At 34.5% G+C, this 24,338-nt stretch carries 27 protein-coding genes; 1 reads left to right on the top strand and 26 read right to left on the bottom strand.

Annotated elements, in window-relative coordinates:
* Position 1 precedes the first annotated feature (1 nt).
* The 23 genes from QM512_RS04500 to rpsO all read right to left on the bottom strand — a co-directional run bounded on the left by QM512_RS04500 (position 2) and on the right by rpsO (position 19,868).
* On the bottom strand, positions 2 to 499 hold the full coding sequence (locus tag QM512_RS04500; RefSeq protein ID WP_282806320.1) for a glycosyltransferase: 498 nt from the start codon (positions 497 to 499) through the stop codon (positions 2 to 4).
* A 9-nt stretch (positions 500 to 508) separates the two neighbouring features.
* Complete coding sequence (gene pssD / locus QM512_RS04505; RefSeq protein WP_003647154.1) at positions 509 to 958, bottom strand: PssD/Cps14F family polysaccharide biosynthesis glycosyltransferase; 450 nt, start codon at positions 956 to 958, stop codon at positions 509 to 511.
* Positions 959 to 975: 17 nt separating this feature from the next.
* Entirely contained in the window at positions 976 to 1,635 is a 660-nt protein-coding gene (locus QM512_RS04510) for a sugar transferase (protein ID WP_282806321.1), read from the bottom strand.
* 24 nt (positions 1,636 to 1,659) lie between these two features.
* The gene (locus QM512_RS04515; RefSeq protein ID WP_282806322.1) at positions 1,660 to 2,430 is read right to left on the bottom strand and encodes a tyrosine-protein phosphatase; all 771 of its coding nucleotides are present in this window, start codon (positions 2,428 to 2,430) and stop codon (positions 1,660 to 1,662) included.
* Positions 2,431 to 2,435: 5 nt separating this feature from the next.
* Positions 2,436 to 3,203, bottom strand: a complete 768-nt coding sequence (locus tag QM512_RS04520) for a CpsD/CapB family tyrosine-protein kinase (protein WP_282806323.1) — start codon at positions 3,201 to 3,203, stop codon at positions 2,436 to 2,438.
* Between the two features lie 10 nt (positions 3,204 to 3,213).
* Positions 3,214 to 4,074, bottom strand: coding sequence for a YveK family protein (locus QM512_RS04525; RefSeq protein ID WP_282806324.1), 861 nt, complete (start codon positions 4,072 to 4,074; stop codon positions 3,214 to 3,216).
* 6 nt (positions 4,075 to 4,080) lie between these two features.
* Positions 4,081 to 5,085: an LCP family protein gene (locus QM512_RS04530; RefSeq protein WP_282806325.1), complete on the bottom strand. Its 1,005-nt coding sequence runs from the start codon at positions 5,083 to 5,085 to the stop codon at positions 4,081 to 4,083.
* A gap of 246 nt (positions 5,086 to 5,331) precedes the next feature.
* A complete protein-coding gene (locus QM512_RS04535; protein WP_282806326.1) occupies positions 5,332 to 5,820 on the bottom strand; it encodes a sigma-70 RNA polymerase sigma factor region 4 domain-containing protein in 489 nt (162 codons plus the stop codon).
* Between the two features lie 204 nt (positions 5,821 to 6,024).
* Positions 6,025 to 6,879 carry a hypothetical protein gene (locus QM512_RS04540; protein WP_282806327.1) on the bottom strand — a complete coding sequence of 285 codons (855 nt, stop codon included), beginning with the start codon at positions 6,877 to 6,879 and terminating at the stop codon, positions 6,025 to 6,027.
* Between the two features lie 118 nt (positions 6,880 to 6,997).
* The gene (locus QM512_RS04545) at positions 6,998 to 7,663 is read right to left on the bottom strand and encodes a DsbA family oxidoreductase (protein WP_282806328.1); all 666 of its coding nucleotides are present in this window, start codon (positions 7,661 to 7,663) and stop codon (positions 6,998 to 7,000) included.
* 67 nt (positions 7,664 to 7,730) lie between these two features.
* Complete coding sequence (locus tag QM512_RS04550) at positions 7,731 to 8,999, bottom strand: hypothetical protein (RefSeq protein ID WP_282806329.1); 1,269 nt, start codon at positions 8,997 to 8,999, stop codon at positions 7,731 to 7,733.
* A 95-nt stretch (positions 9,000 to 9,094) separates the two neighbouring features.
* Positions 9,095 to 9,625, bottom strand: coding sequence for a DUF4767 domain-containing protein (locus QM512_RS04555; RefSeq protein ID WP_282806330.1), 531 nt, complete (start codon positions 9,623 to 9,625; stop codon positions 9,095 to 9,097).
* A 141-nt stretch (positions 9,626 to 9,766) separates the two neighbouring features.
* A complete protein-coding gene (locus QM512_RS04560) occupies positions 9,767 to 10,417 on the bottom strand; it encodes a DsbA family oxidoreductase (protein ID WP_282806331.1) in 651 nt (216 codons plus the stop codon).
* An 18-nt stretch (positions 10,418 to 10,435) separates the two neighbouring features.
* Positions 10,436 to 10,606, bottom strand: coding sequence for a hypothetical protein (locus QM512_RS04565; protein ID WP_282806332.1), 171 nt, complete (start codon positions 10,604 to 10,606; stop codon positions 10,436 to 10,438).
* Positions 10,607 to 10,726: 120 nt separating this feature from the next.
* A complete protein-coding gene (locus tag QM512_RS04570) occupies positions 10,727 to 11,242 on the bottom strand; it encodes an SA1002 family membrane protein (RefSeq protein ID WP_282806333.1) in 516 nt (171 codons plus the stop codon).
* Positions 11,242 to 11,718, bottom strand: coding sequence for a low molecular weight protein-tyrosine-phosphatase (locus QM512_RS04575; protein WP_282806334.1), 477 nt, complete (start codon positions 11,716 to 11,718; stop codon positions 11,242 to 11,244). Before QM512_RS04575 ends, QM512_RS04570 begins: the two co-directional genes overlap by 1 nt.
* 212 nt (positions 11,719 to 11,930) lie before the next feature.
* A complete protein-coding gene (yihA, locus tag QM512_RS04580) occupies positions 11,931 to 12,515 on the bottom strand; it encodes a ribosome biogenesis GTP-binding protein YihA/YsxC (protein ID WP_282806335.1) in 585 nt (194 codons plus the stop codon).
* Positions 12,515 to 13,780: an ATP-dependent Clp protease ATP-binding subunit ClpX gene (clpX, locus tag QM512_RS04585; RefSeq protein WP_282806336.1), complete on the bottom strand. Its 1,266-nt coding sequence runs from the start codon at positions 13,778 to 13,780 to the stop codon at positions 12,515 to 12,517. Before clpX ends, yihA begins: the two co-directional genes overlap by 1 nt.
* Before the next feature lie 144 nt (positions 13,781 to 13,924).
* Positions 13,925 to 15,274: a trigger factor gene (tig, locus tag QM512_RS04590; RefSeq protein ID WP_282806337.1), complete on the bottom strand. Its 1,350-nt coding sequence runs from the start codon at positions 15,272 to 15,274 to the stop codon at positions 13,925 to 13,927.
* Positions 15,275 to 15,434: 160 nt separating this feature from the next.
* Positions 15,435 to 16,625, bottom strand: a complete 1,191-nt coding sequence (gene tuf / locus QM512_RS04595) for an elongation factor Tu (RefSeq protein WP_282806338.1) — start codon at positions 16,623 to 16,625, stop codon at positions 15,435 to 15,437.
* Between the two features lie 177 nt (positions 16,626 to 16,802).
* Entirely contained in the window at positions 16,803 to 17,660 is an 858-nt protein-coding gene (locus QM512_RS04600) for a hypothetical protein (RefSeq protein ID WP_282806339.1), read from the bottom strand.
* Positions 17,660 to 19,435 (bottom strand): ribonuclease J, encoded by a 1,776-nt coding sequence (locus QM512_RS04605; RefSeq protein WP_282806340.1) that lies wholly within the window; start codon positions 19,433 to 19,435, stop codon positions 17,660 to 17,662. The genes QM512_RS04600 and QM512_RS04605 overlap by 1 nt, the downstream gene beginning before the upstream one ends.
* Before the next feature lie 163 nt (positions 19,436 to 19,598).
* A complete protein-coding gene (gene rpsO / locus QM512_RS04610; protein WP_004894315.1) occupies positions 19,599 to 19,868 on the bottom strand; it encodes a 30S ribosomal protein S15 in 270 nt (89 codons plus the stop codon).
* A 194-nt stretch (positions 19,869 to 20,062) separates the two neighbouring features.
* On the opposite strand from rpsO, the gene rpsT reads away from it, so the two are divergent.
* Positions 20,063 to 20,320: a 30S ribosomal protein S20 gene (rpsT, locus tag QM512_RS04615; RefSeq protein ID WP_003647133.1), complete on the top strand. Its 258-nt coding sequence runs from the start codon at positions 20,063 to 20,065 to the stop codon at positions 20,318 to 20,320.
* A 70-nt stretch (positions 20,321 to 20,390) separates the two neighbouring features.
* Here the strand turns inward: rpsT and holA are convergent, their stop codons facing one another.
* The 3 genes from holA to QM512_RS04630 are packed head-to-tail and all read right to left on the bottom strand — an operon-like array spanning position 20,391 to position 24,299.
* A complete protein-coding gene (holA, locus tag QM512_RS04620; protein WP_282806341.1) occupies positions 20,391 to 21,380 on the bottom strand; it encodes a DNA polymerase III subunit delta in 990 nt (329 codons plus the stop codon).
* A complete protein-coding gene (locus tag QM512_RS04625; RefSeq protein WP_282806342.1) occupies positions 21,377 to 23,659 on the bottom strand; it encodes a DNA internalization-related competence protein ComEC/Rec2 in 2,283 nt (760 codons plus the stop codon). Before QM512_RS04625 ends, holA begins: the two co-directional genes overlap by 4 nt.
* Positions 23,616 to 24,299, bottom strand: a complete 684-nt coding sequence (locus QM512_RS04630; RefSeq protein WP_282806343.1) for a helix-hairpin-helix domain-containing protein — start codon at positions 24,297 to 24,299, stop codon at positions 23,616 to 23,618. Before QM512_RS04630 ends, QM512_RS04625 begins: the two co-directional genes overlap by 44 nt.
* Positions 24,300 to 24,338: the final 39 nt, after the last annotated feature.

The following is a 24,338-nucleotide window of genomic DNA, read 5'->3' on the forward strand; positions in this document are numbered from 1 at the left end:
TCTAGTTCACCAAGATTTCGATAATCTTACTTAATTTTTCATTAAATTGCTTGTTATTACTGCTTTCACCAGAGTTTTTAGTTTTCACAACTTTATCGTAGTTTTTAATTGTATTAGCAAGCTGCTCTATATCATAAACAGGAATTATATTATTCATTCTTTTATCAATTAATTCAGTAAAATCAACCTGATGATTATTAACATGTTCATGATATTTTTCCTGTCTTGGGACAACAATCGGTACCTTTCCAAATTGAAGTGCTTCAATGAAACTTGACGGTCCACCATGAGTAATTACAATACGTGCCTCTTTTAAAGTATTTTGCATTTCTTCAAAAGACATCATTTTATGATTATCACAATGAACTGGTTGATACGTACTAAACCCAGTTTGAATAACTACTTTTTCTTTGATCGTGCCGTCAGCTACTAAATCATCTATTTTTTTTACTAAACGATTAAAGGGCTGCTCATGTGTTCCTACAGTAACAAAAATCATTCTATCACCTTAAAAAATACTTCCTAAATTAATTGCTTTAGGATAAACTTTCTTCATTTCTTCCCATTCAACAATAAACTTATCTGTTATAGGATACACAAGTTTTCCTGTAATTGTTGGTTTATCATATCTATCAAAAACTTCGATATAAACGGTTTTTGCTCCCATTAATTTTCCGATATAAAAAAATGGAACTGCTACTGCAGCCCCACTAGAAATAATTACATCAGGACGTTCTTTACGGAGCACTTTAATTGCTAAAAAAGTATTACGAATCAAGTTTTTTAAATTACGGTTTGTTGGATAGTGACAACCATACATCTTTTCTCCCTTGAGTTTACTTCTTGCATCTTCTTTATCAAAAGTAACCCAAAATCTATCTTTATTCTGCCAAAAGGGTTTTAACATATAAAGATGAGTTAAGTGTCCGCCACTTGAACCAACTAAACAAACTTTCATACTTTTAACATTTCTCCTTAATATGCACTATTTGGATGAATAACAACTCCAACAGTTTTCAATAAAATCTTAAAATCAAACCATAAACTACTATTATTAATATATTCAAGATCTAATTCTACCATTTCATCAAAATCTGCGTCATTACGCTTAGTTACTTGCCAAAGGCCCGTACAACCTGGTATTACAATTAAACGCAATTTATCATATGGCGTATAATCTTCTACTTCCATTGGTAGAGGTGGTCTTGGTCCAACTAAAGACATATCGCCTTTCAAGACGTTCCAAAGTTGAGGCAATTCATCTAAGCTATATTTTCTTATTACATGACCAACTTTTGTTACACGAGGGTCATCTTTAATTTTAAACATAGCCCCATCAATTTCGTTTTGTTCTTCTAATTGTTCTACCATTTTATCGGCATTGACAATCATAGAACGAAACTTCCACATTTTGAAAGGTTTCTCATCTTTTCCAATTCTTTCTTGTGAGTAAAAGGCTGGACCACCATCTTCTTTTTTAATCAAGATAATTAACACTAAAAAAAGTGGCGATAATAATATCAAAGCTATTCCGCTAGCTAAAACATCAAATCCCCTTTTAATAACATGATAGCCCCAACGTCCTTTAACTTTTGACGGATCTAGTTTTATTTTCTTAACCTCTTGTGCCATCATTTAAAACTCTATCCCCCAATAAATTTAAAATAACCAAAATCTTTTCTTTTTCTTCAATGGTCTCCAATTTAAGTTAACGTTATCAGAATTAATAATATTTCGTGCATTTTGCTTAAAACTATTAGCAACATCCAATCCTTGCGTCTTTTCTAACTTTTCATAAGCATCATGCATTCGACTTTCACGTTTTGGCAATGTATGAGCATCTGAAGCAAAAGTTGCCACTTGTCCTGCTTCTACAAATCTATCAGCTAATTTTTCAATTTCTTTACCGAATACTCCCACATACGAACTAGCTGTAATTTGAGTTAAACACCCTTGTTCGATAAATTCCTGTAACTTTTCCGGATGGGCTAAGATCCCAGAATTTCTCTCAGGGTGAACAATGATTGGTGTAATACCACGACCGAGCAACTTAAAAGTCATATCCTTGGCATAAGTTGGTACATCTTCACTTGGAAATTCCAATAACATATATCTGCCATCTTCATCACAAAACAGAATATCATCATCATCCAGGGCTTGAGGTAAATTACCATTTAAACGAACTTCTTGACTAGGAAAGACCTTTAAAGGAATATTATTTTCTTTTAAAGCCTTTTGAAAAGCAGTAGTTTCTTTTATGATATCTTCTTTATGATTTAGGTATTTTCCATTTAAAGTGTGAGGCGTCATCAAAGCATGAGTAATTCCATCTGCTACTGCTGCCTCAGCCAAACCTAACGATGAATCCAAATCAGGAGATCCATCATCAATACCTGGCAATATATGCGAGTGAATATCAACTAATACCATTTTCTTTACTTCGATTCTCCATCTTTTTGTTGACCATATCCATAGCCATATCCGTAACCGTAGCCATATCCGTAACCATCTGGGCCAGTTCTTACGTCATTCATTACATACCCTAAAACATGTGTTTTAGTTAGCTTAAGCATTTCTAAGGCACGTTCAATACCTGCCTTTTGGGTAACACCTTGTCGAACAACAAGTACTACCCCGTCCATTTCACCAGCAAGAATTTGGGTATCAGAAACTTCAAGAACAGGAGCAAGGTCTAAGACAACCAAATCATAGTGCTCTTTAACCATATTTAAGAATGCTCGCATTCTATTAGAACCCAATAATTGTGCTGGGTTAGGTGGAATAGGACCAGCAGGCATAACTGAAAGATTTGGAATAATATCCTCTCTTACAATATCTGCCATGTCTACTTCATTAGAATGTGAAGTTAGAATTGTGGTTAACCCTACTCGGTTAGGAATATCAAAAGTTTGATGTAGTGTAGGTCTATGAAGATCGGCATCAATTAGTAATACCTTCTTACCAGCTTGAGCCATAGTGACAGCTGTATTAACTGTAACAGTTGACTTACCTTCACTTATATTAGCAGAAGTAAAGGCTAAGGCCTTAATTTGATGATCTACACTTGTAAAATCAATATTTGTCTTTACAGTTCTAAACTGTTCACTAACTGGATTTTGTGGCTTAGCTACAGTGATTAACTTAGCACCATATTGCATGGTTTCATCGGTACCACGTTTTTTACGTCTATTAAACAATCCCATTTATACGCTCCTATACTCGTTTCTTCTTCCCAGAATTATTATCATTATTAATACTAAAACTATTGGATAAGTGGAAGTGTGATACATGACCTAAATTAGTTAATCCTAATTCCTTAGTCAAGTAATCATCGTCTCTTACTGTAGTATTAAATGAATCACGCAAAATTACTAAAGCAATGCTGATAATTAACCCCAACACAATACCTGCTAATGTAAAGAGTGTAGTCTTTGGGAAAGTCTTGCTACCACGAGAAGCAGGAGAAACAATAGTCACATTGTTTACATTCATAATTGTTTTAATTTTACGCTTAAAAGTCTGAGCAACTGCATTTGCAATTGCTTGAGCCTTTTCAGGATCGTTACTTTTAGCACTAATAGTGAATACTTGAGAATTTTGTTGTGTAGAAACAGAAACAGACTTTTGCATTTCACTTGCACTAACACTATATCCACGTCCAGCTCTTCTAACTACTGCTGGTTCTGCTGGACTAACTAATTTCTTAGTACCATCAGCTAATGTACGATATTTAGCCTTCTTAGCAGGTTTCACTACTTCAGTAGGATTCTTGATCCATTTAGAAGCATCTTTTAAGATAACTGGATTAGTAACAATATCCTTATAGGTATTGATTACCTGAACATCAGCCTGCTGTGCATTATATGCCTGATTTGCATCATTTGCATTACGTTTCTGGTTAACTAAGATTTGAGTAGTTGAAGTATATTTAGGTTCAACCACAAAAGCAGCTAAGATAAACCCAACTGCTCCTAATCCAATTGCCCATAGAATAATAGACCAGATATGTGCTCGAAGGAGCATCCATAATCTACGTAAATCGATTGTATTTTCAGTTTTTGTACTGTTTTCCACTTTTTCCTATTCTCCTGTCTTCAAGGTTTCCGGCTTAAGCCCTAAGGCAGCACGTAACTTATTACTAATTCTTTGACACTCTGCTTGACTAACTGATTCATAGGCAACGCCATTCTCCCAGTCGCCTTGTCCATGAGCGTAGTCAGTAGTTACATTATCAGTCGCATGACGATAATTTTGAGCTAAAGCAACCATATTGTCAAAAGTTAAATTCGTCATGGTTTGCTTAGAGATTGAGTTCAAGAATGGTTGGTTAACGACTGTCTTGTACGAAATGGAACTCTTTAATAATGCCATAATTACAAGTCTTTGTCTTTCTTGACGCCCATAATCTCCTTTGGGATCATCATAACGCATTCTACTAAATGCCAAAGCTTTCTTCCCATTCATGTGATAAGTTGCGCCCTTAGTAAAATGATAGCCTTCATAATCAAATGTTAATGGCGACTTAACTGTCACTCCTCCAACTTGATCAATAGCCTTCTCTAATCCGCCCATGTTTACCATCACGTAAGCATCAGTTGGAATATTAAAGTACTTCTTGATCGTCTTAACAGTCTCATCTACACCGCCATAAGTATAAGCTGAATTAATCTTGGCTGGTGAATAGTCTGGATAATCCGGCAAGTTAACTTTCATGTCTCGAGGCAAGCTAACAACTGTTGACTTATTAGTCTTAGGGTTAATAACCATCATCATAATGGTATCAGTTCTACCCTTGTAAGAACGACCAAATTCACCTGTATCTGTTCCCAGCAAAAGCAAGCTCATTGGCTTTTTATCCTTAAGAGTATCGCTAACCTTCCGATCACTAATCTCGTTACTCATCGGATTATACATATTGTTAGTGGCAACATGGATATTGTGCCAAGCGATAATAACCGCAATGATATCTACCACAAGGAAGACACCTAATACAATCCAAAAGATACGCCAAAACTTTTTACGTCGATGATGACGGTGATGATGTGAGCGATGCTTTATGTGATTATCACTATTATTATGATCCATTTTATTCCTCTTTTATTTTTTGCTTTTTAGTAACACTAAAAATCATTATACAAAAAATGTTTAAAAATTCATAGAAAATTCACAATTGGCTTAAAAAAATATCTTTATTAAATTTAAAACATGCTCTAAATAGCGTCCTAACCATCTTCACGCATATAAGTATACTTTCACCCCCCCCATAAAATCAATATGAATTCATTGAAAAAGTTATTATGTTATTTATTCAAAAGAGGATTTTTCTTATTTTTACAATGATTTTCGTAATTTTAAGAGCAGATCTTTTTTCACTCTCTGCAAAGTTCTTCTGGAGCATCCCGCCTGCTCAACCAACCCAGAAATTTCTCTTTGCGCCAGCAAATGTTCAAAAAACAAGAGTCGCTCAAGCTTGTTTAACTTCTTAACTTCATCTTTCAAAACAACTAAACTATCCCAGTCAACTTCTGCTTTTGCAAAATCTTGATCTGTTTCTAGCTCGTTATTTATTTCTTCATTTCGTTCGCTCCTACGCTGGTTTTTCCTTAACTCATCTAGCGTGTGCCAGAGTATTTTCTTAAAAGCTAACTTATCAATATTTTGACTAGGACTTTCTTCAATCATCCCTGCATAAATCAAGACCCCGTCTTGAAACAAATCAGCATAATCTTGATAATTCGCTCTAACTCCAGCTGCCTTAATTGCTCCACCAACTAAACGACGATTTTCCCAGGCTTTAATAAAACTTTCTTCTCTAATCATGTGATCATTCCTTTTAAGTAATGTCACAAGCGCTTGTGCATTTAGCATAGTATCAAGAAGAAAATCTTCTTAAAATCCAAGACTTGATAGGCAAAAAGCGTTGCAAACTCTAACTTTCTATTCTTTTTGCGCTAACTACTTTCCTGCATTTACTATGATCAGCAACTCAATTTCTGGTAAAGAAAAAACACGCTCAAAAGCGTGTTACAAAATTGATTTAATTCTTCTAGACAATCGATAAATCAGATTATGGTCATGCACCTGCCAGTCCTTAATATCAAAAAACTCAGCACAATGGCGACCATAATTTTTATGAAATTCTTCAATTGCTTCCTCAGCTAAGTCAGTTAAGTTCAAAGCATTCTGAATCTTAGTTAAGTAAAAGTATTCTTGATTAGCAACTAAGTTATTCTTTCGGCACTTGCAGAGATTCAAATGAAAGCCATGCGAATTCGCATACCTCACTAACATTTGTCCTAAAACATGATTATGAGTGATTCCCTCAGCTAATCGCTTGTACAAGTGCGGTGCACAATCTTCAAACTCAAAGTTGTAACTATAACCATTCTCTTGATACGAAAAAGTCACTTTTCCTTCTTCTTGCCGTACTGTCTGCATATGATGCAAACCAATCCAGGAAGTATGTTTTTCCGAATGAGCTCTAAGCGAAAAATATGCGATCTCGCCTAAAGAAATTGTATGACGATAATAAAAGCCAAGTTCTTTTTGCAGCTTCTTTTGTAAAACAGCCCCTAAAATCATTTGGTCTTTTAGCAAATGATTAATCAATTGACGACTGTTTTTCTGGCATAAAATAATACCATCTTTTTTATCAAAAATTACTGTCTGATATTTTCCTCTAATTGGACTTTGGTGGAAATCATATAAAGCTACCATGTTTTCATTTAATTCATAGCTTATATTCTCAGACACAAATGGTATAAGGTATGAGGCTAATTTACTACTTTCTAATCTCTGCCTAATTAGATCTTTGGACCAGTTATTTAAGCTTTCATTATGTGGTAGTCCAATGCTAAAAAGATTTAGTTTATTTTTCATTTTCATCTCCTTTTCCAAAATTATATAACAACTATTATTATGAATTATAATAATACCAGAAAATCACCATATAAAAAAGATCCTACGCCCATAAAAACGTAGGATCTTAAAATAACTTTTAAAAGTTTAAAAACTCTCCTGGCTTCATCCCTAAAGCTGCTCCAATTGCTGTTTTAAAGGTTGAAACATCTTGAACACCATCAAATTGCTGACCAGCAATAATAAAGTAGGGAACCGATTGAATACCGCGACTTTGCAAGTCTGCTTCTTCTTGCATGACTACATCTTGATAATCATTTGATTCTAATAATTTCTTTACTTCATTTAAGTCTAAATTATTTTTCTTTGCAATTTCAAGCAGCACTTCGTGATCTGCCAATTCCTTATTTTCAGTAAAGTAAGCATAAAACAAGTCATCGGCTAATTTTTCAATTAGATTAGAATCATGGTAAGTATTCTTAGCCCATTGAACCATCCGGTGAGCGTCCATCGTATTAGTGTTATAAGCAGTTGCTTCATTAATTGTCAGCCCCGCTTCTTTACCCAGCACCTTAGCATGATCATAAGCTGCATTTGCCTTACTTAAAGGAATAGCCTTTTCATAAGCTAAAAGAGCAGCATTGGTTGACTTAGTTGACTTAGGAGCATCTAAATCAATTTGAAAAGCATTTAAGTCATAATCAATCTTATCTTGAACGCCTAATTCCTTAATTGCCCTTTGCAAGTAAGTTTCACCAATGTAACAGTATGGGCATGCGTAATCGCTCCAAATTGAAATTTTCATTTTCAACTCTTCTTTCTCTTAATTACACTCTCACTATTACAATAGGAACTTTAAGCTAAGAAATCAACTATTTCCGCTTACGTCTTAACTCTTCTTTAGTTGTAACCAAGTCAATAATTTTTTTTGGAGCCAAATTTGGATACATATGAGTTAAATATGCTAATAATTCAACGAAATTCAATAAGTAACTAGTTAAGTTATTTCCTTCCATCATCCCGCCAGTGAAATTATTATCCTCAACATTTGCAAATAAGTAAAAGTCGTGAATTGTACCCATCTTTTGATAAGTCAAAAGCTCACTGAAAATATCATTAATTTGCTTACGAATTTCTTTACCATCATCAACTTCTCGCTTAATTGGCAAATCAATTGCATAAACATGTTCTTTACCATGAGCTAAGCCCAAATAAGATTTTTCTTCAAGCATCATATCGCTAATTTCTTTGAACTTTTCATCAGTAAAGTCCATATTAACTTCTAAAGTAGTTAAATATCCTACTAAGGCTTCCAACAAGTCTTCTTCAGTCCTAAATGATGGGGTTACCAAGTAGACATAGCGGTCAGTTTTAACAAATAAGAGAAAATAAGTTAAATTTAACCGCTGCAAGTTTTTACTATATTTAATTAGTGCTTTTTCTAACCGCAAACTTTCTGGTGTTTCTAAGTCAAACTGTCCGCCCTGATAAGGAGCACGATATATTTGCCAAAAATCTTCTATCTTAAAACCATCAATATTTCTATCTTCAAAAGCTTTCTTATTAAGTAACTTGGCTGGAGCAGGTCTTCTTTTGTTTAAATCTTTTATAACAGCCACGGGGTTAAGAAGCTTGCGATTAGCATATTCCATTACCATAACTTGAATGTCATGATACGTCGACATATTCTGATCGCTAGTATCATGGAAGAAAACGTCTCCTATTTCTTGATTATAGTTAACTACTAAAACATAATCGCCAATTGAACCTTCACTAACTAATTTTTCCGCAAAATCAACCACATCTTCTACTTGCTTTTCTGCTCGTTCAAATTTATCATCAGAAAGTTTTTGATTAGGTCGCTTTAACTTCTTCATGGCATTCACATTAAATAGATCATTTTCTAAGTCGCCCTTTAAGACATCAATGAATTCACGATAATCTAAGTCAAGCGTTTGGACAAAAGTTCCAATTAATCTAAAAATTAGTCCTTCAGCTCTTGCTGGCTGATAAGAACGTCGTAGATTATCACTAATGAATGTTTCATCAAAATCAGGTGTTTGTACAACCACTGCTAAATCAATTGTATTTGGTGTTTCATACACCATATCGAGTAATTCTTTCATTCTCTTACTTAACATTTTTTATTTCCTACCTATTTCAATCATCTCGCTTGTCATCTATTATACGGATATTTATTTTTAGACACAAAAAGCCTGCCGAAGCAGACTTTCAGCTAGATATTTTCACCATACATAATATTTGAAAAGCTACCATTTAGTGACTTATCTTGGCTAACATGTAAGTTAACAATATCGCCCTTACCAGATTCATCTACAAGAACAATTGGCTTTTGCTTGTGCCAGCAAAAGAGAAAAGTCTTATGTTGACCATTTTTAGTCAAGTCATGGTTATAAATAGCCAATACATCATAGTCATAATGATGCTCGCCTTGGGGACTCCAGCCAATACTAATCTTTTTACCATTTAGCTTAAAAGTATCTTTCTTAAATGCATCTGGGTAAATACGGCTTGCAGTAGTCAGCTTATTCTTACCATCGTATTTAGTGTAAGTCTGCTTCTTGTCTTTACCATACTTGTCCATCTCTTTAACAAGTTTTTGGTCTTTTTTCTTATTCCAATACTTCTTTTGAACAGTTTTAGAACTTTTAGTACTATTATTACTAGTCGAATTTGAATTATTTGAACAAGCACTAGCCCCAAGTAAGCTGAGAGCTACTGCGCTCATTAGCAATATTTTCTTCATCTGTATTTTTCTCCTTTTTCTTCCATTCTTATCCTACCATTAAATCTTAACTTTCGGACCTTTTTAAACCTACATAAAAAGTGCAATTTCACTTGATAAGCAAAATTACACTTTAAATAGAAGAAATTTAGTAATAAGAGGCTAGTTTGCCTTCTGATATATTAAATTGTTAATTGCTTCAATCAAAGCTTCTTTAGTAGGCAGACCTTCGTCATGATATTGACCGATTTCAAAGTATGGCACTGCATCTGCATTTCGATTAGCTAAGTCATTTTCATCTTCAATAACTACATCTCTATATTCTTCACTAGTAAGAATCTTTTTGGCAGATGAGGCATCCAATCCAGCGTCGTTGACTATTTTTGATAAAACATCATCATTAGCTATATTTTTGTTTTCAACAAAGTAAGCTGTAAAGATCTCATCAATTAACTTAGCTGTTTTTTGGTTTATTTGCGTATCATTAGACCATTCAGTTAAGCGCAAAGCCTTCATCGTATTAATAGGAAGCGTATTTGCATAATCAATAGTTAAACCAGCATCTCTAGCCTGTTCAGTAATATTTTGAAATCTTTCACGAAGTTGCTGTTTGGTTAAACCATCTTTTTGCATTAATATCTCTCCGCGTGTTAAGCGTGGATTTTCAGTAGCGGTTGGATCAATTTGAAAAGCGCAAAAGTTATATTCTAACTTATTTTGATCAATACCTACTGACTTTATCGCTTCGTTTAACTTATGAAAAGCAATATAACAAAATGGAGATGCATAATCCATCCAAAAATTAATTTTCATAGTATGCCTACTTTCTTGCTATTCACTAGCTTTTTTAATCAAAGCCTTCAAGTCATCATCAGAAAAATCTTTACCATATTTACTTTGTAACTCTTCCAAAATGAAACCATTATTACGGTCACGATGGATCATTTCACGTACATCTTTAATAATTTCTTCTCTTTCACGATCAAATGTCGGAACTGTCATAATCACAGCCTCCTTTCATATATAATCCGCTCTCATCTTTAATTGTATGAGGATAGTAGCTTAATGACAAAAATTTGAGCTTCACATAATAAAAAGATAGTCCTTCTATAAGACTATCTTTTACAGGTCATGCTGATATTTTTTCAAAAGAACAACTGCAATCCAAATCGAAATAAATGACGGTAAAATAATCACTACTAACAAATCTGGATTTAGGATGTGGACATTTTTTATCATCTTAGTGATGGTATGGATTTTAGCGATATTATTAAAGATCGATTGATAAACCGTAACGTAGATCAAAGACCACTGGATGCAGTATTCAATCAGAGTTAATGTAATCTCCGAAATCTGATGATGCTTGCTAAATCTCTTTAACCCTTCATACATAAAGAGGCCCGATAGAATTACAAGCGCTGCTAGAAGTAAGAATAAGTTTCCTAGCTTCATGTCGTGAATTCGATTAATAAACAAGGCCGCAATTCCAAAAAAGATCAAGAAATTAATCGTACTAAGTATAAGGAGTCCTAAAAATAAGATGATTGCCTTTAAAAAGTAGAAGCGATTTTTAGAGGTAAAAATATAGCCCGTAACTACTACCGCCAAAATAATTAAGAATATTGGTAAAACTTGCATTAGTTATCTGACTTCTCAATCTTATTAATCAAAGCTTCACAACCACGGTAAATATCCTGATAAGCTGCTTCAAAGTCACCCGTGTACCACGGATCATCAACATCCATCATAGAACCAGCAAAGGATAAGAGCTTATATTCCTTTCTTTCTGGATCTCCTGCTGAAATATGATTCATGTCAAAAAAGTTTTCTTCATCCATACCAATAATATAATCGTATTTAGCATAGTCACTCTTGATCATTTTTCTAGCTTGACGATGGTTAAAAGGAATACCATGTTCATTCATAACTCTTTGTGAGCGTACATCAATATCATGGCCAATACCACCAATAATTGCATCTTCAGTTGTAGCAGCCGATGCAATTTCATATTCAGTTTCTTTACCAAGCTCTTTGACAATCTTTTTAGTAATAAACTCAGCCATTGGTGAACGACAAATATTACCATGACAAACAAATAAGATTTTCTTAGTCATTTTTATCTCCTATTTCCTTAAAGTATATATTTTAATTCTAAAGCTAACTCATTTATTTAAGCAAGAAAAAATACCGACTAGAGCTTATTAGCTCCAACCGGTATTTTTCTTTTTCAAAGGTTGTTGAAATATTATCAGTTCAATATTTTCAACGTATTTTATTATAACAAAGTTAGATAGATTTAATCAGTAAATTATGCAATTTTTTTAAATTACATATTATCTTCAATCCAGTTCCAAAACTTATCAACGTTTAATTTAGAAACACTTGAAAATGGTAAGAACGATACATTTTCTTGTTTCAAATCTAGGCTCTTGCCGATTTTTTGTTTAATTTGGCTTGCTTCCATCTTCTTTAGTTTATCCATCTTAGTTGCTACCACTAATATTGGAATATCAAGATAGAGAGCATAATTAAACATATTGATATCATCAGCAGTTGGATCGTGCCGCGCATCAACTAAAAGAACTAGTCCCTTTAAATCAGCACGAGTTTCAAGATAATCTTGAATCATTTCGCCAAAAGCAGCTCTTTGCTTTTTAGATACCTTGGCGTAGCCATAACCTGGTACATCAACTAAATATAACTCATTATTAACCTTATAGAAATTAAGCGTTTGAGTTTTACCTGGTTGCTGAGAAGTACGAGCTAATTTACGACGATTAACAATCGTATTAATCAAGCTCGACTTTCCAACATTTGAACGACCAGCTAAGGCAAATTCTGGTAAATCATCTTTAGGATATTGTTTTTCAGAAACTGCACTAATTACAAATTCAGTATCTACGACTTTCATTATTTAGTCGCCTCACTCGTTTTTTTAGCCTTTTCATCCTTATAAGTGATCTTAGGCTGTGCATGTTTAGTAATAACATCCTTGGTAATTTCTACCTTTTGAATGTTATCCTCACTAGGTGTGCGGTACATAACGTCCATCAATGAATTTTCAACGATTGAACGTAAACCACGTGCACCCATATGACGACTAATCGCCATATCCGCAATCGCCTTGAGGGATCCTTCAGTAAATTCAAGATCAACGTCATCAAGAGACAATAATTTCTTGTATTGCTTTACTAGTGCATTCTTAGGTTCAGTTAAAATTCTGATTAAGTCTTCAGTACTCAACTTATCAAGCGTAGTGATAATTGGAATACGTCCAATAAATTCTGGAATCAAACCGAACTTAACTAAGTCACCAGTAGTGAGGTTCTTTTGCCAATCATCTGCATCTACTTGGTTAAGTCCATTTTCTGCACCAAAACCAATTGTCTTTTTACCTAGACGGTTCTTAACGATATTTTCAATACCATCGAAAGCACCACCAACGATGAATAAGATATTGGTAGTGTCAATCTTAATCATCTGTTGTTGTGGATGCTTACGTCCACCTTGAGGTGGAACAGAAGCAATAGTTCCTTCTAGGATCTTAAGAAGTGATTGCTGAACACCTTCACCGGAAACATCACGAGTAATTGAAACATTTTCTGCTTTTTTAGAAATCTTATCAATTTCGTCAATGTAAATAATTCCACGTTGTGCTCGCTCTAAATCATAGTCAGCATTCTGTAATAATTTAAGCAAGATATTTTCTACATCTTCACCAACGTAACCAGCTTCAGTTAATGTTGTGGCATCTGCAATAGCGAATGGAACATTCAAAATTTTAGCCAAAGTTTGAGCCAAATATGTTTTACCTGAACCAGTTGGTCCAATTAAAGCGATGTTTGACTTTTGAAGTTCAGTTCCTGAACTATCAATATCCATTTGACTAATACGTTTGTAATGGTTATAAACAGCAACTGAAAGAACTTTCTTGGCACGATCTTGGCCAATTACATATTCGTCCAATTGCTTTTTGATTTCCATTGGCTTAGGCAAATCTTTTGTTTCTTTGATGGAATCTGCTTTTAATTCGTCATCAATAATTTTTTTGGAAAGATCGATACACTCGTTACAAATGTAGACTCCATTTCCAGCCACAATTTTTTTAACTTGTGACTGTGGTTTACCGCAAAAAGAACATTTTACTTCTTCTTGTTCAGTAATTTCATTAGCCATGAGCCTTCCTCCTTTTCACTTACTTTATGTCAAAATAAGCTTAGCAGTTCACTTTGACAGAGTAAAGAAAATTGTCTTATTAATTAATAGTAAAGAAAAAAGCGACTGTCATAGCCGCCCTTTTCTTAAACTAGTTATCAACTATTATTTATCAGCCTTTTTTGCGTCATCTTTGGTTGACTTCTTAGCACTTGATTTCTTAGTAGCTTTTTTAGCAACTTGCTTTGCCTTGTCAGCAACTAAATCAATAGCTTTTCTGATAGCAATATCATGCTTAAGCATATCATCACTCAAGCTACGACGAACAACTTTTTCATCCATGTTGTAGTCGTGTGCTAAGTCCTTAATTTCTTGCTTGATTTCATCAGCAGTTGCGTCAAGTTTTTCTTCTGCAACAATTGCTTCCAAAACAAGGTTAGTCTTAACACGTTCTGCAGCACCCTTAGCTAATTGTTCACGCAATTGAGCTTCAGTAGTACCAGTTAACTTGAAGTAAGTTTGTGGGTCAATACCTTGACGTTGCATGTTGCCTAAGTATTGGTTCAATTGGTTTTGAACATCTTCATCGATCATTGCTTGAGGAATTTCATCAATAGTTGCATTTTCAACTGCACCCTTGATTGCTGCATCTTGGATAGCGTCTTTTGCGTCATCTTCCTTGTGCTTCTTCAAGTCTTTCTTGATCTTATCTTTTAGTTCATCAAGTGATTCTACTGAATCATCAACGTCTTTAGCAAACTCGTCATCTAACTTAGGTAATTCTTTAGATTTCACTTCATGAATCTTAGTAGCAAAGTGTGCTTCTTTACCAGCTAAGTCTTTTGCACCGTAATCTTCTGGGAAGGTTACAACAACATCTACATCATCGCCAGCCTTGTGACCAATAAGTTGATCTTCAAAGCCAGGAATGAAAGTACCTGAACCTAATTCTAATGAGTAGTTTTGAGCACTACCGCCGTCAAATGGCTTACCATCAATAGTACCAGTGTAATCGATAGTTACAGTATCGCCCTTAGCAGCTTTGCCGTCCTTTAATACTAATTCAGCATTTTGTTCACGACGCTTGTTTAATTCTGCATCTACGTCTTTAACTAAAACGCGAGTACTTTGCTTAGGAACTTCGATACCCTTGTAGTCACCTAACTTAACTTCTGGCTTAACAGAAACAGTAGCCTTCATTTCCCAAGGCTTGTTCTTATCCATTGAAACAGGAGTAATTTGTGGTTGACCAACTGGATCAATACCAGCTTCCTTAACTGCAGCAGTGTAAGCTTCTGGTAAAACAATGTTTAAAGCATCTTCGTAAAGAGCTTCTTCGCCATAAAATTGATCAAAAACAACACGAGAAACGTGGCCCTTACGGAAACCAGGTACACGCAAGTTCTTCTTAACACGTTTGAAAGCTTGATCTAAGCCTTTTTTTACTTCTTCTTGTGAGATTTCAAAAGTTAATTCACCGGATGTTTTACCGGTCTTTTCCCATTTTACAGACATTAATTAAATACCTCCGATGTCAAATTTGGGTTTGCTATTGCACACTTAACTATCTTACCCTAAACGCTGCTAAAACACAAATCCAGAGAAAGATTTATTAAATTTTTGGATAAAAAAAAGATGTATCCTAAGATACATCTTCTTTTAAGAAAGTTTGGAATTAGTCAAGGATTTCAGTAACTTGACCAGCACCAACAGTCTTACCACCTTCACGGATAGTAAACTTAGTACCCTTTTCAATGGCAACTGGCTTGATCAATTCAACAGTGAATTCAACGTTATCACCAGGCATAACCATTTCAGTACCTTCTGGCAATTCAATCTTACCAGTTACGTCAGTAGTGTGGAAGTAGAATTGTGGACGGTAATCTGAGAAGAATGGAGTGTGACGACCACCTTCATCTTTGTTCAAGATATAAACTTGACCCTTGAAGTTCTTGTGGGTTTGAATTGAACCAGGTGCAGCTAAAACTTGACCACGTTCAACTTGATCACGGTCGATACCACGAAGCAATACACCAACGTTATCGCCGGCTTCACCAAGATCAAGAGTCTTGTGGAACATTTCCAAACCAGTAACAGTTGACTTTTCAACCTTGTCAGTTAAACCAACGATTTCAACTTCATCGCCGACCTTAACAGTACCACGGTCGATACGACCAGAAGCAACAGTACCACGACCAGTGATAGTAAATACGTCTTCAACTGGCATTAAGAATGGCTTGTCAGTATCACGTTCTGGAGTTGGGATGTATTCGTCAACAGTTTCCATTAATTTTCTGATAACGTCTTGTTGTTCTGGGTCACCTTGAAGTGCCTTCAAAGCTGAACCACGGATAACAGGAACATCGTCACCAGGGTAATCGTATTCAGTTAACAAGTCACGTACTTCCATTTCAACTAAGTCGATCAATTCTGGATCGTCAACTAAGTCAACCTTGTTTAAGAATACAACGATGTATTGAACACCAACTTGACGAGCAAGTAAGATGTGTTCACGAGTTTGTGGCATAGGACCATCAGTTGCAGCAACAACCAAGATAGCACCATCCATTTGTGCAGCACCAGTAATCATGTTCTTGATGTAGTCAGCGTGACCTGGAGCATCCATGTGAGCGTAGTGACGATTCTTAGTTTCGTATTCTACGTGAGCGGTATTAATAGTAATACCACGTTCCTTTTCTTCTGGAGCAGCATCGATTTGTGAGTAATCTTCAGCTTGTGCCAAACCGTCTTCTGCCAAAACAGTAGTGATAGCTGCAGTTAAAGTGGTCTTACCATGGTCAACGTGGCCGATAGTACCAATGTTAACGTGCGGCTTAGTTCTTTCGTAATGTTCTTTTTCTGCCATTAATATGACCCTCCTGTAAATTTGCAAGAAGTCCGTTGAGTAAGTAACGGATAATTCTCTGTTGATTATTATACTACTTTCAAAGGTAAAAGCCTAGCTCGTACCCCTTTGAAAATATCCTTTATTGATTATACTAGATCCACAGAAAATGTAAACCTTTTTTGCTCAATATCGGAACTAAAAATCAGAATTTGTTGCTTTTTCATATGCCAAATATTCATATATTTTATTTAAAAGTTTCTGATTTGCTCCGCCTTCCTTTTTTTCAAGGTATTTTCTAAAGTCATGAGCAAATTGGTCAGGATCTTTAATATAATCCCTCAAGCGTGGATAAAGCATCCCCAAGCAAACATTCATCTCACCAATCATCAAAGGTAGCTTACTTGGATCTTGTCTGAAATAATCAGCTAAACTTACGCAAACTTCTCGATAAATTGGACTCTTTTCAAGTAGATCTGTTTCTTTAGGAATAAATTCTTTTAACTCTCCTAAAATATAAACTTGAATTTTTTCACTATATCCAAGTTTTACTAAGTCTTCACATAAAGATAATCTTAATGCGAAGTTAGGAGATGGATCTATTAAAATACTTTTTGCCAAATTAGTAAAGTTTTCTGCATTTAAACAATATAAAAGTAAATAATCCCTTTCCTGGATATATTTAAGCTTTCTAAAGTTGCGCATTATTTCTAGCTGTTTAATTTGGCTAACCGGTTCAACTTTAACTGGTAATTTTTTATCCAGTAAGTATTCAAGTTGGTCTGCTTCAATTGCGTAATGCTGAAAAGCCAAAATCTTAAGATAAGTATCATATACCTTCTTATTAGAAAAAAGGTCAGGCTCTTCCTTAATCAAAGAATATGCCTGATCTCCCTTCTCTTGGCTTAAATATATCTCACATAACTCACAAACAATATCTGAATCATGACCTAACCGTAAAGCTTCAAGCAAATACTGCTTAGCTTGTGGTAAGTCATTATTTTCTTTTGCCTCTTTGGCTAAAAGAAGAAAATTGTCTTGGCTTGCATGTGTCATTAAGCTTTTGCCTTCTTTTGTTCTAAATCTTTTTTATGATGATTTCTTCTAGTTGGGCGCTTTTCTGAATTATTTTCTTGATTATTGCGTCTTGCCATTGCACGGTGTCTGTTTTGGTTAACTTCCATTACAACTGGCAATACAACTGGACGACGTCCTGTTTGCTTGTAAAGATACTTTTCAACATCATTTCGAACATCTTGTTTTAATTCAGTCCAATCAAATTTCTTATGTTCAAAATTATTGTTAACTGCTTCTTTAATTACATCAGCTGCGCCATTCATTAAAGCGTGGTTAGCTTTGATATAAACAAATCCTCTAGTTGAAACGCGTGGTTCTGAAATAATCTTCTTTTTCTTTCGATCAATAGTAACCGCAGCAATAAAGACACCATCATCAGATAAGACTTCACGGTCTCTTAAAACAATATTACCAACGTCACCGACACCAGAACCGTCAATCATGATATCTTCGCCAGGAACAGCATCTGTACGATAGAAACGTCCCTTTTCTAGAGCATATGCATCGCCATTATGTGGCAAGAAAATATCTTTCTTGTTCATGCCGGCTTCAATTGCTAAGTCCTTATGAATTTCAAGTAAACGATATTCACCAATAACTGGGAACAAGAATTTAGGCTTAAGAGTATCAATTAGCAATTGCAAATCACGCCCAGTTGCGTGTCCACTAGTATGCTTGTCTCTTCCCAGTTCCTTAACAGTACCACCTGCACGATAAATCATATCGCTAGTTTGAGCCACCATTGTTTCAACTGAATGTGAAGGAGTAGTAGCAATAAAGACTAAATCGCCCTTCTTTATCTTAATCATGCGATGGCGGTTTGTAGCCATTTTTTGAAGCGACTTAAGAGGCTCGCCCATTCGACCAGTTTCTAAAATAACTAGTTCTTTATCAGGAATCTTCTTTAAATCTTTGCTGTGAACTAGGAGGCCTTTAGGAACATTTAAGTAACCTAATTTCATTGCAGTATAAACAATTTTGCCAGCATCCCTACCAGTTAAGAAAACATGTCTTCCAGTTGCAGCTGCTGCTTGGAAAATTTCTTGAACGCGGACAATGTTTGATGCCTTAGCTGCAGCAATAATGCGACCATCATAATTTTCAAAAATATTATAGATGTATTTTTCAATGCTAGTTTGACGGTCATTTGGAAAGTTTGCTTCAGCATTAGTTGAATCACTAAGAAGTGCTAAAACTCCCTTTTGAGCAATTTCAGATAAACGAACAAAATCAGTTCGGTAGCCTTCTTTTGCTGACGGATCAAACTTAAAGTCACCAGTGTAAACAATTTCTCCTTCTTTAGTAGAAATATCAATTCCTAAAGAGTCCGGAATTGAGTGCGTAGTCTTAAAGAAAGATACATTTGCATTCTTAAATTCAATTTCAGTATCAGCATCAATAACGTGGAAGAGATCATTTTTACGACGTCTATTTTCACGCTGAACCGCAATCTTAGCTAATTCAATAGTTAACTTTGAACCAAAGACTGGAATATCATAGTCTCTTAAGATATATGGCAAGGCACCAATTGAATCAGCGTGACCGTGAGTTAAAAAGATACCTGCAATTTTATCGCCATAATCGCGGAAGAAATCCAAGTCAGGAATTACAACGTCGATTCCTAGCAATGATGAATCAGGATACTTCAAACCTGCATCCATAATAAAAATTTCGTCTTCTACTTGAACAGCGTACATGTTTTTACCATTTTCACGTGCGCCACCCAAGATCATTATCTTAATCTTTTGTGACATTTTTTTGCTTCTTTCTATTTTTTACTTAAATATTATTTATGGATCTTAATGATCAAAACGAAGTTAATCTAATTAATTTTACCATATAATAATATGAATTTGAAAGAAACAAAAAAGCTACTCTTTATAGCAAAGAGTAGCTGAGGTTTATGAATTATTAAGATTAACGACGTAAACCTAACTTGTTGATTAATTCACGGTAACGTTGAATATCCTTGTTCTTCAAGTAACGAAGTAAGTTACGACGGTGACCAATCTTCTTAAGCAAACCAACGTATGAGTGGTGGTCTTGCTTGTTAGCCTTTAAGTGGTCGTTCAAGTTGTTGATATCACTAGTTAAAAGTGCAATTTGAACTTCTGGAGAACCAGTATCGCCATCGTGACGTGCGTATTCTTTGATTAATTCATCTTTCTTTTCTTTTGAAATAGCCATTAGAAAAATACCTCTCTTTTAAATAATTGCCATTAACAACGTTAACCGTCGGCGGCGGGAAAACAGCGTTAATGGTTCCAACAAATAATAATATTACATGGAAGTTTTTAAAAAAGCAAGCCTAAATTACCTTGCACCAAAAGCTTCTATTAAGTATAATTAACGAGTAAATCTATTTTATCGAGGTGATTTTGATGCCACAAATTAAATCAGCAATTAAACGTGTTAAGACTACTGCTACTGCTAACAAGCGCAACGCTGCTGAATTAAGTAAATTGAGAACTGCTGTAAGAAAATTCAACGAAGCTGTTGAAAATGACGCAAAAGATGTCCTCGATTTAGAAGTTAAAGCTGCACGTGCTTTAGATAAGGCTGCTTCTAAAGGTCTTATTTCTAAGAACAAGGCTAACCGTGATAAGTCACGCTTATCTAAGAAGGCTGCTAACAAGTAATCACTTGCTTGACACTTTATATTAGGCAAAATAAAAGCTCGGAGAATTTTCTCCGGGCTTTTTTTGTCGCCTAAATTTTTAATAAAAAAAGTTTCAAGAACTCATCCCCGCGATAAGTTCCATTTTTATATCCAAAATCAAGTTCAATTGCCTGTTTCAGAAGTGCAGTTAATTTATTCAAAGAAACTTTATTCTCCATTGCTAACTTTACTCGATATGGATTTACCTTTAGTTCCTTAGTAATTTGATCTTTACTCCAGCGTCTATTTTGAAGAACTTTAACACATGTCAAAAATTCAATTTGCGATTCAAAAATAGCCAGTAACTGAATCGCACTCGCTCCTTCCCTTAAATGATCATCTAAACGCTGCATAGCTTCTTGATAATTTTTATTAAAGGCTGCTGTTAATATTTCAAAGATATTTTCCGAAAGAGAGCGATCAATATTTTCGTTAATTAAAGTCTCAGTAATCCTCTTGTCTTCACCAACAATATTTTTTAACTTTAAATAGTTGCTCAAAGAAACATCAAGGACCTGATCACTTCTCTGCATCAGAATCTGAAGTGCCATGTTAGTGATCTGATAGCCTTCTTCTTTACTAATTGCCTTAATTACTCCACTTATTTCATAAGGTTTAAGCGTAGTTTCAACGACATTAACATGTTCAAGCAAGAACTTACTAATCTTTTTTCGGCGATCTATCTTTTCATAATTAGCTACAAAAACAACTACATCTTCTAAATCAGCTAGATGTTCGATAATTTTAGTCAATTTTTCAATCTGTTTCTTATATTTTTGTGGGACTTTAGCCATCAAAAAGAAAGGATTCTTAACAACAACAGTTTTTTGAGCACTAAACAATGAAGATTCTGTCAGCGTAGCCATCAATTCATCCAGTCCATCTTCAAGGCAATCAACAATTACTTGATCAAGCTCAGAAAACTTCTTTTGATTGAGATAGTTACGCACCAAATAATCATTAAAGAAAGAATCTGGCCCTTGAATCAAAAGATTGGCATTTTTCGGATTAGTCTGTTTAAAAAGAGATATTAATGTCATTTTGCATTTCCTTTATAAAAAGTCGTAATTGTCTCACCTTTAAATGGTGAGTAATTCCAAGTAATTGTACCACTATCTTGCGTGTTTAAGTATGGAATACTCAAGTCTTCCAACGTTTTCAAAGTCTCTTGATGGGGATGTCCAAAGCGGTTATTTCTACCTGAAGAAATAAAAACAAGTTGCGGATTTAATTGTTTTAAAAAATCAGGATCGCTAGAAGTCTTACTGCCGTGATGGCCTAACTTGAAATAGTCTACCTGTAAATTATAGCGATTCAAAATTTCTTTTTCTCCTTCTCGTCCTAAGTCTCCAGTAAAAAGCCAACGTTTATTTGCTAGCTTAAAAGTTAAAGACAGAGAATCTTCATTTTTACCCAAGCCTGGTTTAAAAGGATAAACCACGTCAAAATCTAAATCTTTAGTTTTAACTTTATCTCCCGCAAGTAAGGGAACCAATTGAATATCACTTAAATGTCCATTTATTTTCTTTCTAAAAGATTGGTTATCTGTTAATCCTCTAGCAAAATATAATTTTTCTACTGGAATCTGATCTAGTAATGCTTTTAAGTCGCCAATATGATCAGCATCTTGATGACTTAAAAAGACGCCGTCTAAGTGATCAATTCCTTGTGCATACAGTAAAGGAATCGTAATCCGATTTAACTGCGGTTCACTTTTCTTTTTGCCGAAATTCAACTTACCACCGGTATCAATTAAATACGACTTACGATTTAAGGGTGTTGTAATCAAAATACTATCACCTTGACCGACATCAATAAAAAACACCTGTCCCTTTAGCGGAAAATGAATTAAGCAAAAAAAGCTAGCATAAGTTCCTAACAAAATCGGTCTCAGCTTTAATTTTTTGACATTATTTTTAGACATAATAATCAAAAATAGTGTCATGCCTAATAAAAATAATGTTTGTAGCCAATTTATCTGTCCAAAAGTAACTAATCCTAATTGCTTATCAGCTACAAAATTAGTCGCATTGGCAATCACTTTAAAAATCGGTTCACTTAGCTCTACAATTGCTGGCAAACACCAAAATGAAAAAATCACGATAAAAGTTAATGGCAAGAGCACAAAATTAAAGATTGGAACAATTAAAAAATTATAGATAATCGTTAACACGTTAATTCGGTAAAAATTATGCAATAAAATTGGTGTAATTAACAAATTAAGAACTATATTTTGTCTAATTTTCTTAAAATTTTTACTTATTTCTAGTCCAAAAACTAACAAGTAACTTAAGATAGCTCCGCTGTTTAAAAACAACAAAGGATTAAACATTAAATGTGTTAAAGCCACTATTCCTAGCTTGTCGCCACTACTAACCATGATTTTCTTTCTTTTAAAGAAAACACCCCAAAAGTAGCTTAAACTCGCACGTACAAACCCAGCTTGAAAATTAGACAATAAGATTTCGATTACTAAAAAAGCAATACAAAATATCGTAACATCTTCTTCTGTTCTCTTCATCACTGTCCCTAGCCAGGTAATACCTAAGATATATAAACTTACGTGTAAGCCAGAAATGCTCAAAAGATGAATAATTCCAAGATCACGATAACTATTAAGCAATACCTTATTTTCTGCACTCGGATTTTGCGCTAAAACCATTTCACTAGCAAAAAATCTTGTAAATTTCGGCATCTTTTCAAAATAATCCATTAACAGCTTGCGTAAAATATGAGTCCAATCAAAAATAGAAATTTCTTTAGGATAAAGTTGATAGCTATCAAGTTTCACTCGCTCCCTTATTTTTTTACTCCGATAATATTTTTGATAATCGAATTCACCAGGGTTAGTTGCAGGCATGATATTTTCAGTTTTGGCCTTGTAATTTACTAAATATGCAGCATGGTATTTGTTTAAATATTTTTGAAACGACTTATTTGCATTACCATTAATTAATATTTTGTTCTTTCCAGCTTTTCCTTCACCGTAGAAGAAATTATCACTCACTTTAATTTGATCGCTATAAATTAAAATTGGTTCTCCAGCCTTAAATTTGCTCGTTTTTTGACTAACAAAACTCAGTGCCATCATTATTCCTAAAAATAATATGATCAACTGCTTATATTGCGAGAACTTATAAAGTATCAATAAAAAAAATATACTTAAAAGAATTATTCCGATAGCAAGCTGAGAAAATTTAGTGGCTTGCAAGATAAGAAAGGTTATCGCAATACATCCCAAACTAAGCAACAAATAAAACCCTGCTGCATAAAAACTAAAGTGCCAGCTGATCTTTGAGCTTTTCAAAAGTCTTTTCACCAATTCCTGTTACTTTAGTTAGGTCTTCAATTTGCTTAAAACCACCATTTTGATCACGATACTCAATGATTTGTTCTGCCTTCTTTTGTCCAATTCCATTTAATTTTTGTAGATCTTGAACTGTTGCCGAATTTAAATGAACTTGCTCTGAACTAGAATTAGTGGAATCAGATGAAGTCGAACTATTGCTAGAACTAGTTGCTGCTGGAATATTTTCTACTTTTTCACCAACATGCGGGACATAAATCTGATCTTGATCTTTCAAAAGAGCTGCACGATTAATAGCACGTGTTTCTGCCTTATCAGTTAAACCACCGCACATTTTTAGCAAGTCATTTAATCGTGCTCCATTTTTCAGTGTGTAGACACCGCTATGTTTAACGGCTCCTGCAATATCAACTGTTACCGTGTTTTGTTTAGACGATCCATTGAAACTTGATGTAGAAGACGGGCTTTTAGTTTCGCTCTTAGAAAATTCTGTAGACTGCGTTTTGTTCCTTTCGCTTAAAACTTGGTTATTATTGACCGCTGGCTGATTATTCTTCTGAATGAAATATCCTCCGCCTAAAACCAAAACAATAACTCCAATTACAATGAACTTCTTTTTGATTATGAATTCTTTTATTTTTTCAAAATCCATTTTTTATCACCTCATTATTTATTACGAAAAAAAGCAGCA

Source organism: Lactobacillus isalae, from assembly GCF_947539375.1.
Classification (GTDB): domain Bacteria; phylum Bacillota; class Bacilli; order Lactobacillales; family Lactobacillaceae; genus Lactobacillus; species Lactobacillus isalae.

Excerpts from the sequence above, each read along its gene's own strand:
- QM512_RS04500 (WP_282806320.1), bottom strand. The coding sequence starts at position 499 with ATGATTTTTGTTACTGTAGGAACACATGAGCAGCCCTTTAATCGTTTA.
- pssD (WP_003647154.1), bottom strand. The coding sequence starts at position 958 with ATGAAAGTTTGTTTAGTTGGTTCAAGTGGCGGACACTTAACTCATCTT.
- QM512_RS04510 (WP_282806321.1), bottom strand. The coding sequence starts at position 1,635 with ATGATGGCACAAGAGGTTAAGAAAATAAAACTAGATCCGTCAAAAGTT.
- QM512_RS04515 (WP_282806322.1), bottom strand. The coding sequence starts at position 2,430 with ATGGTATTAGTTGATATTCACTCGCATATATTGCCAGGTATTGATGAT.
- QM512_RS04520 (WP_282806323.1), bottom strand. The coding sequence starts at position 3,203 with ATGGGATTGTTTAATAGACGTAAAAAACGTGGTACCGATGAAACCATG.
- QM512_RS04530 (WP_282806325.1), bottom strand. The coding sequence starts at position 5,085 with ATGGATCATAATAATAGTGATAATCACATAAAGCATCGCTCACATCAT.
- QM512_RS04535 (WP_282806326.1), bottom strand. The coding sequence starts at position 5,820 with ATGATTAGAGAAGAAAGTTTTATTAAAGCCTGGGAAAATCGTCGTTTA.
- QM512_RS04540 (WP_282806327.1), bottom strand. The coding sequence starts at position 6,879 with ATGAAAAATAAACTAAATCTTTTTAGCATTGGACTACCACATAATGAA.
- QM512_RS04545 (WP_282806328.1), bottom strand. The coding sequence starts at position 7,663 with ATGAAAATTTCAATTTGGAGCGATTACGCATGCCCATACTGTTACATT.
- QM512_RS04550 (WP_282806329.1), bottom strand. The coding sequence starts at position 8,999 with ATGTTAAGTAAGAGAATGAAAGAATTACTCGATATGGTGTATGAAACA.
- QM512_RS04555 (WP_282806330.1), bottom strand. The coding sequence starts at position 9,625 with ATGAAGAAAATATTGCTAATGAGCGCAGTAGCTCTCAGCTTACTTGGG.
- QM512_RS04560 (WP_282806331.1), bottom strand. The coding sequence starts at position 10,417 with ATGAAAATTAATTTTTGGATGGATTATGCATCTCCATTTTGTTATATT.
- QM512_RS04565 (WP_282806332.1), bottom strand. The coding sequence starts at position 10,606 with ATGACAGTTCCGACATTTGATCGTGAAAGAGAAGAAATTATTAAAGAT.
- QM512_RS04570 (WP_282806333.1), bottom strand. The coding sequence starts at position 11,242 with ATGCAAGTTTTACCAATATTCTTAATTATTTTGGCGGTAGTAGTTACG.
- QM512_RS04575 (WP_282806334.1), bottom strand. The coding sequence starts at position 11,718 with ATGACTAAGAAAATCTTATTTGTTTGTCATGGTAATATTTGTCGTTCA.
- yihA (WP_282806335.1), bottom strand. The coding sequence starts at position 12,515 with ATGAAAGTCGTAGATACTGAATTTGTAATTAGTGCAGTTTCTGAAAAA.
- clpX (WP_282806336.1), bottom strand. The coding sequence starts at position 13,780 with ATGGCTAATGAAATTACTGAACAAGAAGAAGTAAAATGTTCTTTTTGC.
- tig (WP_282806337.1), bottom strand. The coding sequence starts at position 15,274 with ATGTCTGTAAAATGGGAAAAGACCGGTAAAACATCCGGTGAATTAACT.
- tuf (WP_282806338.1), bottom strand. The coding sequence starts at position 16,625 with ATGGCAGAAAAAGAACATTACGAAAGAACTAAGCCGCACGTTAACATT.
- QM512_RS04600 (WP_282806339.1), bottom strand. The coding sequence starts at position 17,660 with ATGACACATGCAAGCCAAGACAATTTTCTTCTTTTAGCCAAAGAGGCA.
- QM512_RS04605 (WP_282806340.1), bottom strand. The coding sequence starts at position 19,435 with ATGTCACAAAAGATTAAGATAATGATCTTGGGTGGCGCACGTGAAAAT.
- rpsO (WP_004894315.1), bottom strand. The coding sequence starts at position 19,868 with ATGGCTATTTCAAAAGAAAAGAAAGATGAATTAATCAAAGAATACGCA.
- rpsT (WP_003647133.1), top strand. The coding sequence starts at position 20,063 with ATGCCACAAATTAAATCAGCAATTAAACGTGTTAAGACTACTGCTACT.
- holA (WP_282806341.1), bottom strand. The coding sequence starts at position 21,380 with ATGACATTAATATCTCTTTTTAAACAGACTAATCCGAAAAATGCCAAT.
- QM512_RS04630 (WP_282806343.1), bottom strand. The coding sequence starts at position 24,299 with ATGGATTTTGAAAAAATAAAAGAATTCATAATCAAAAAGAAGTTCATT.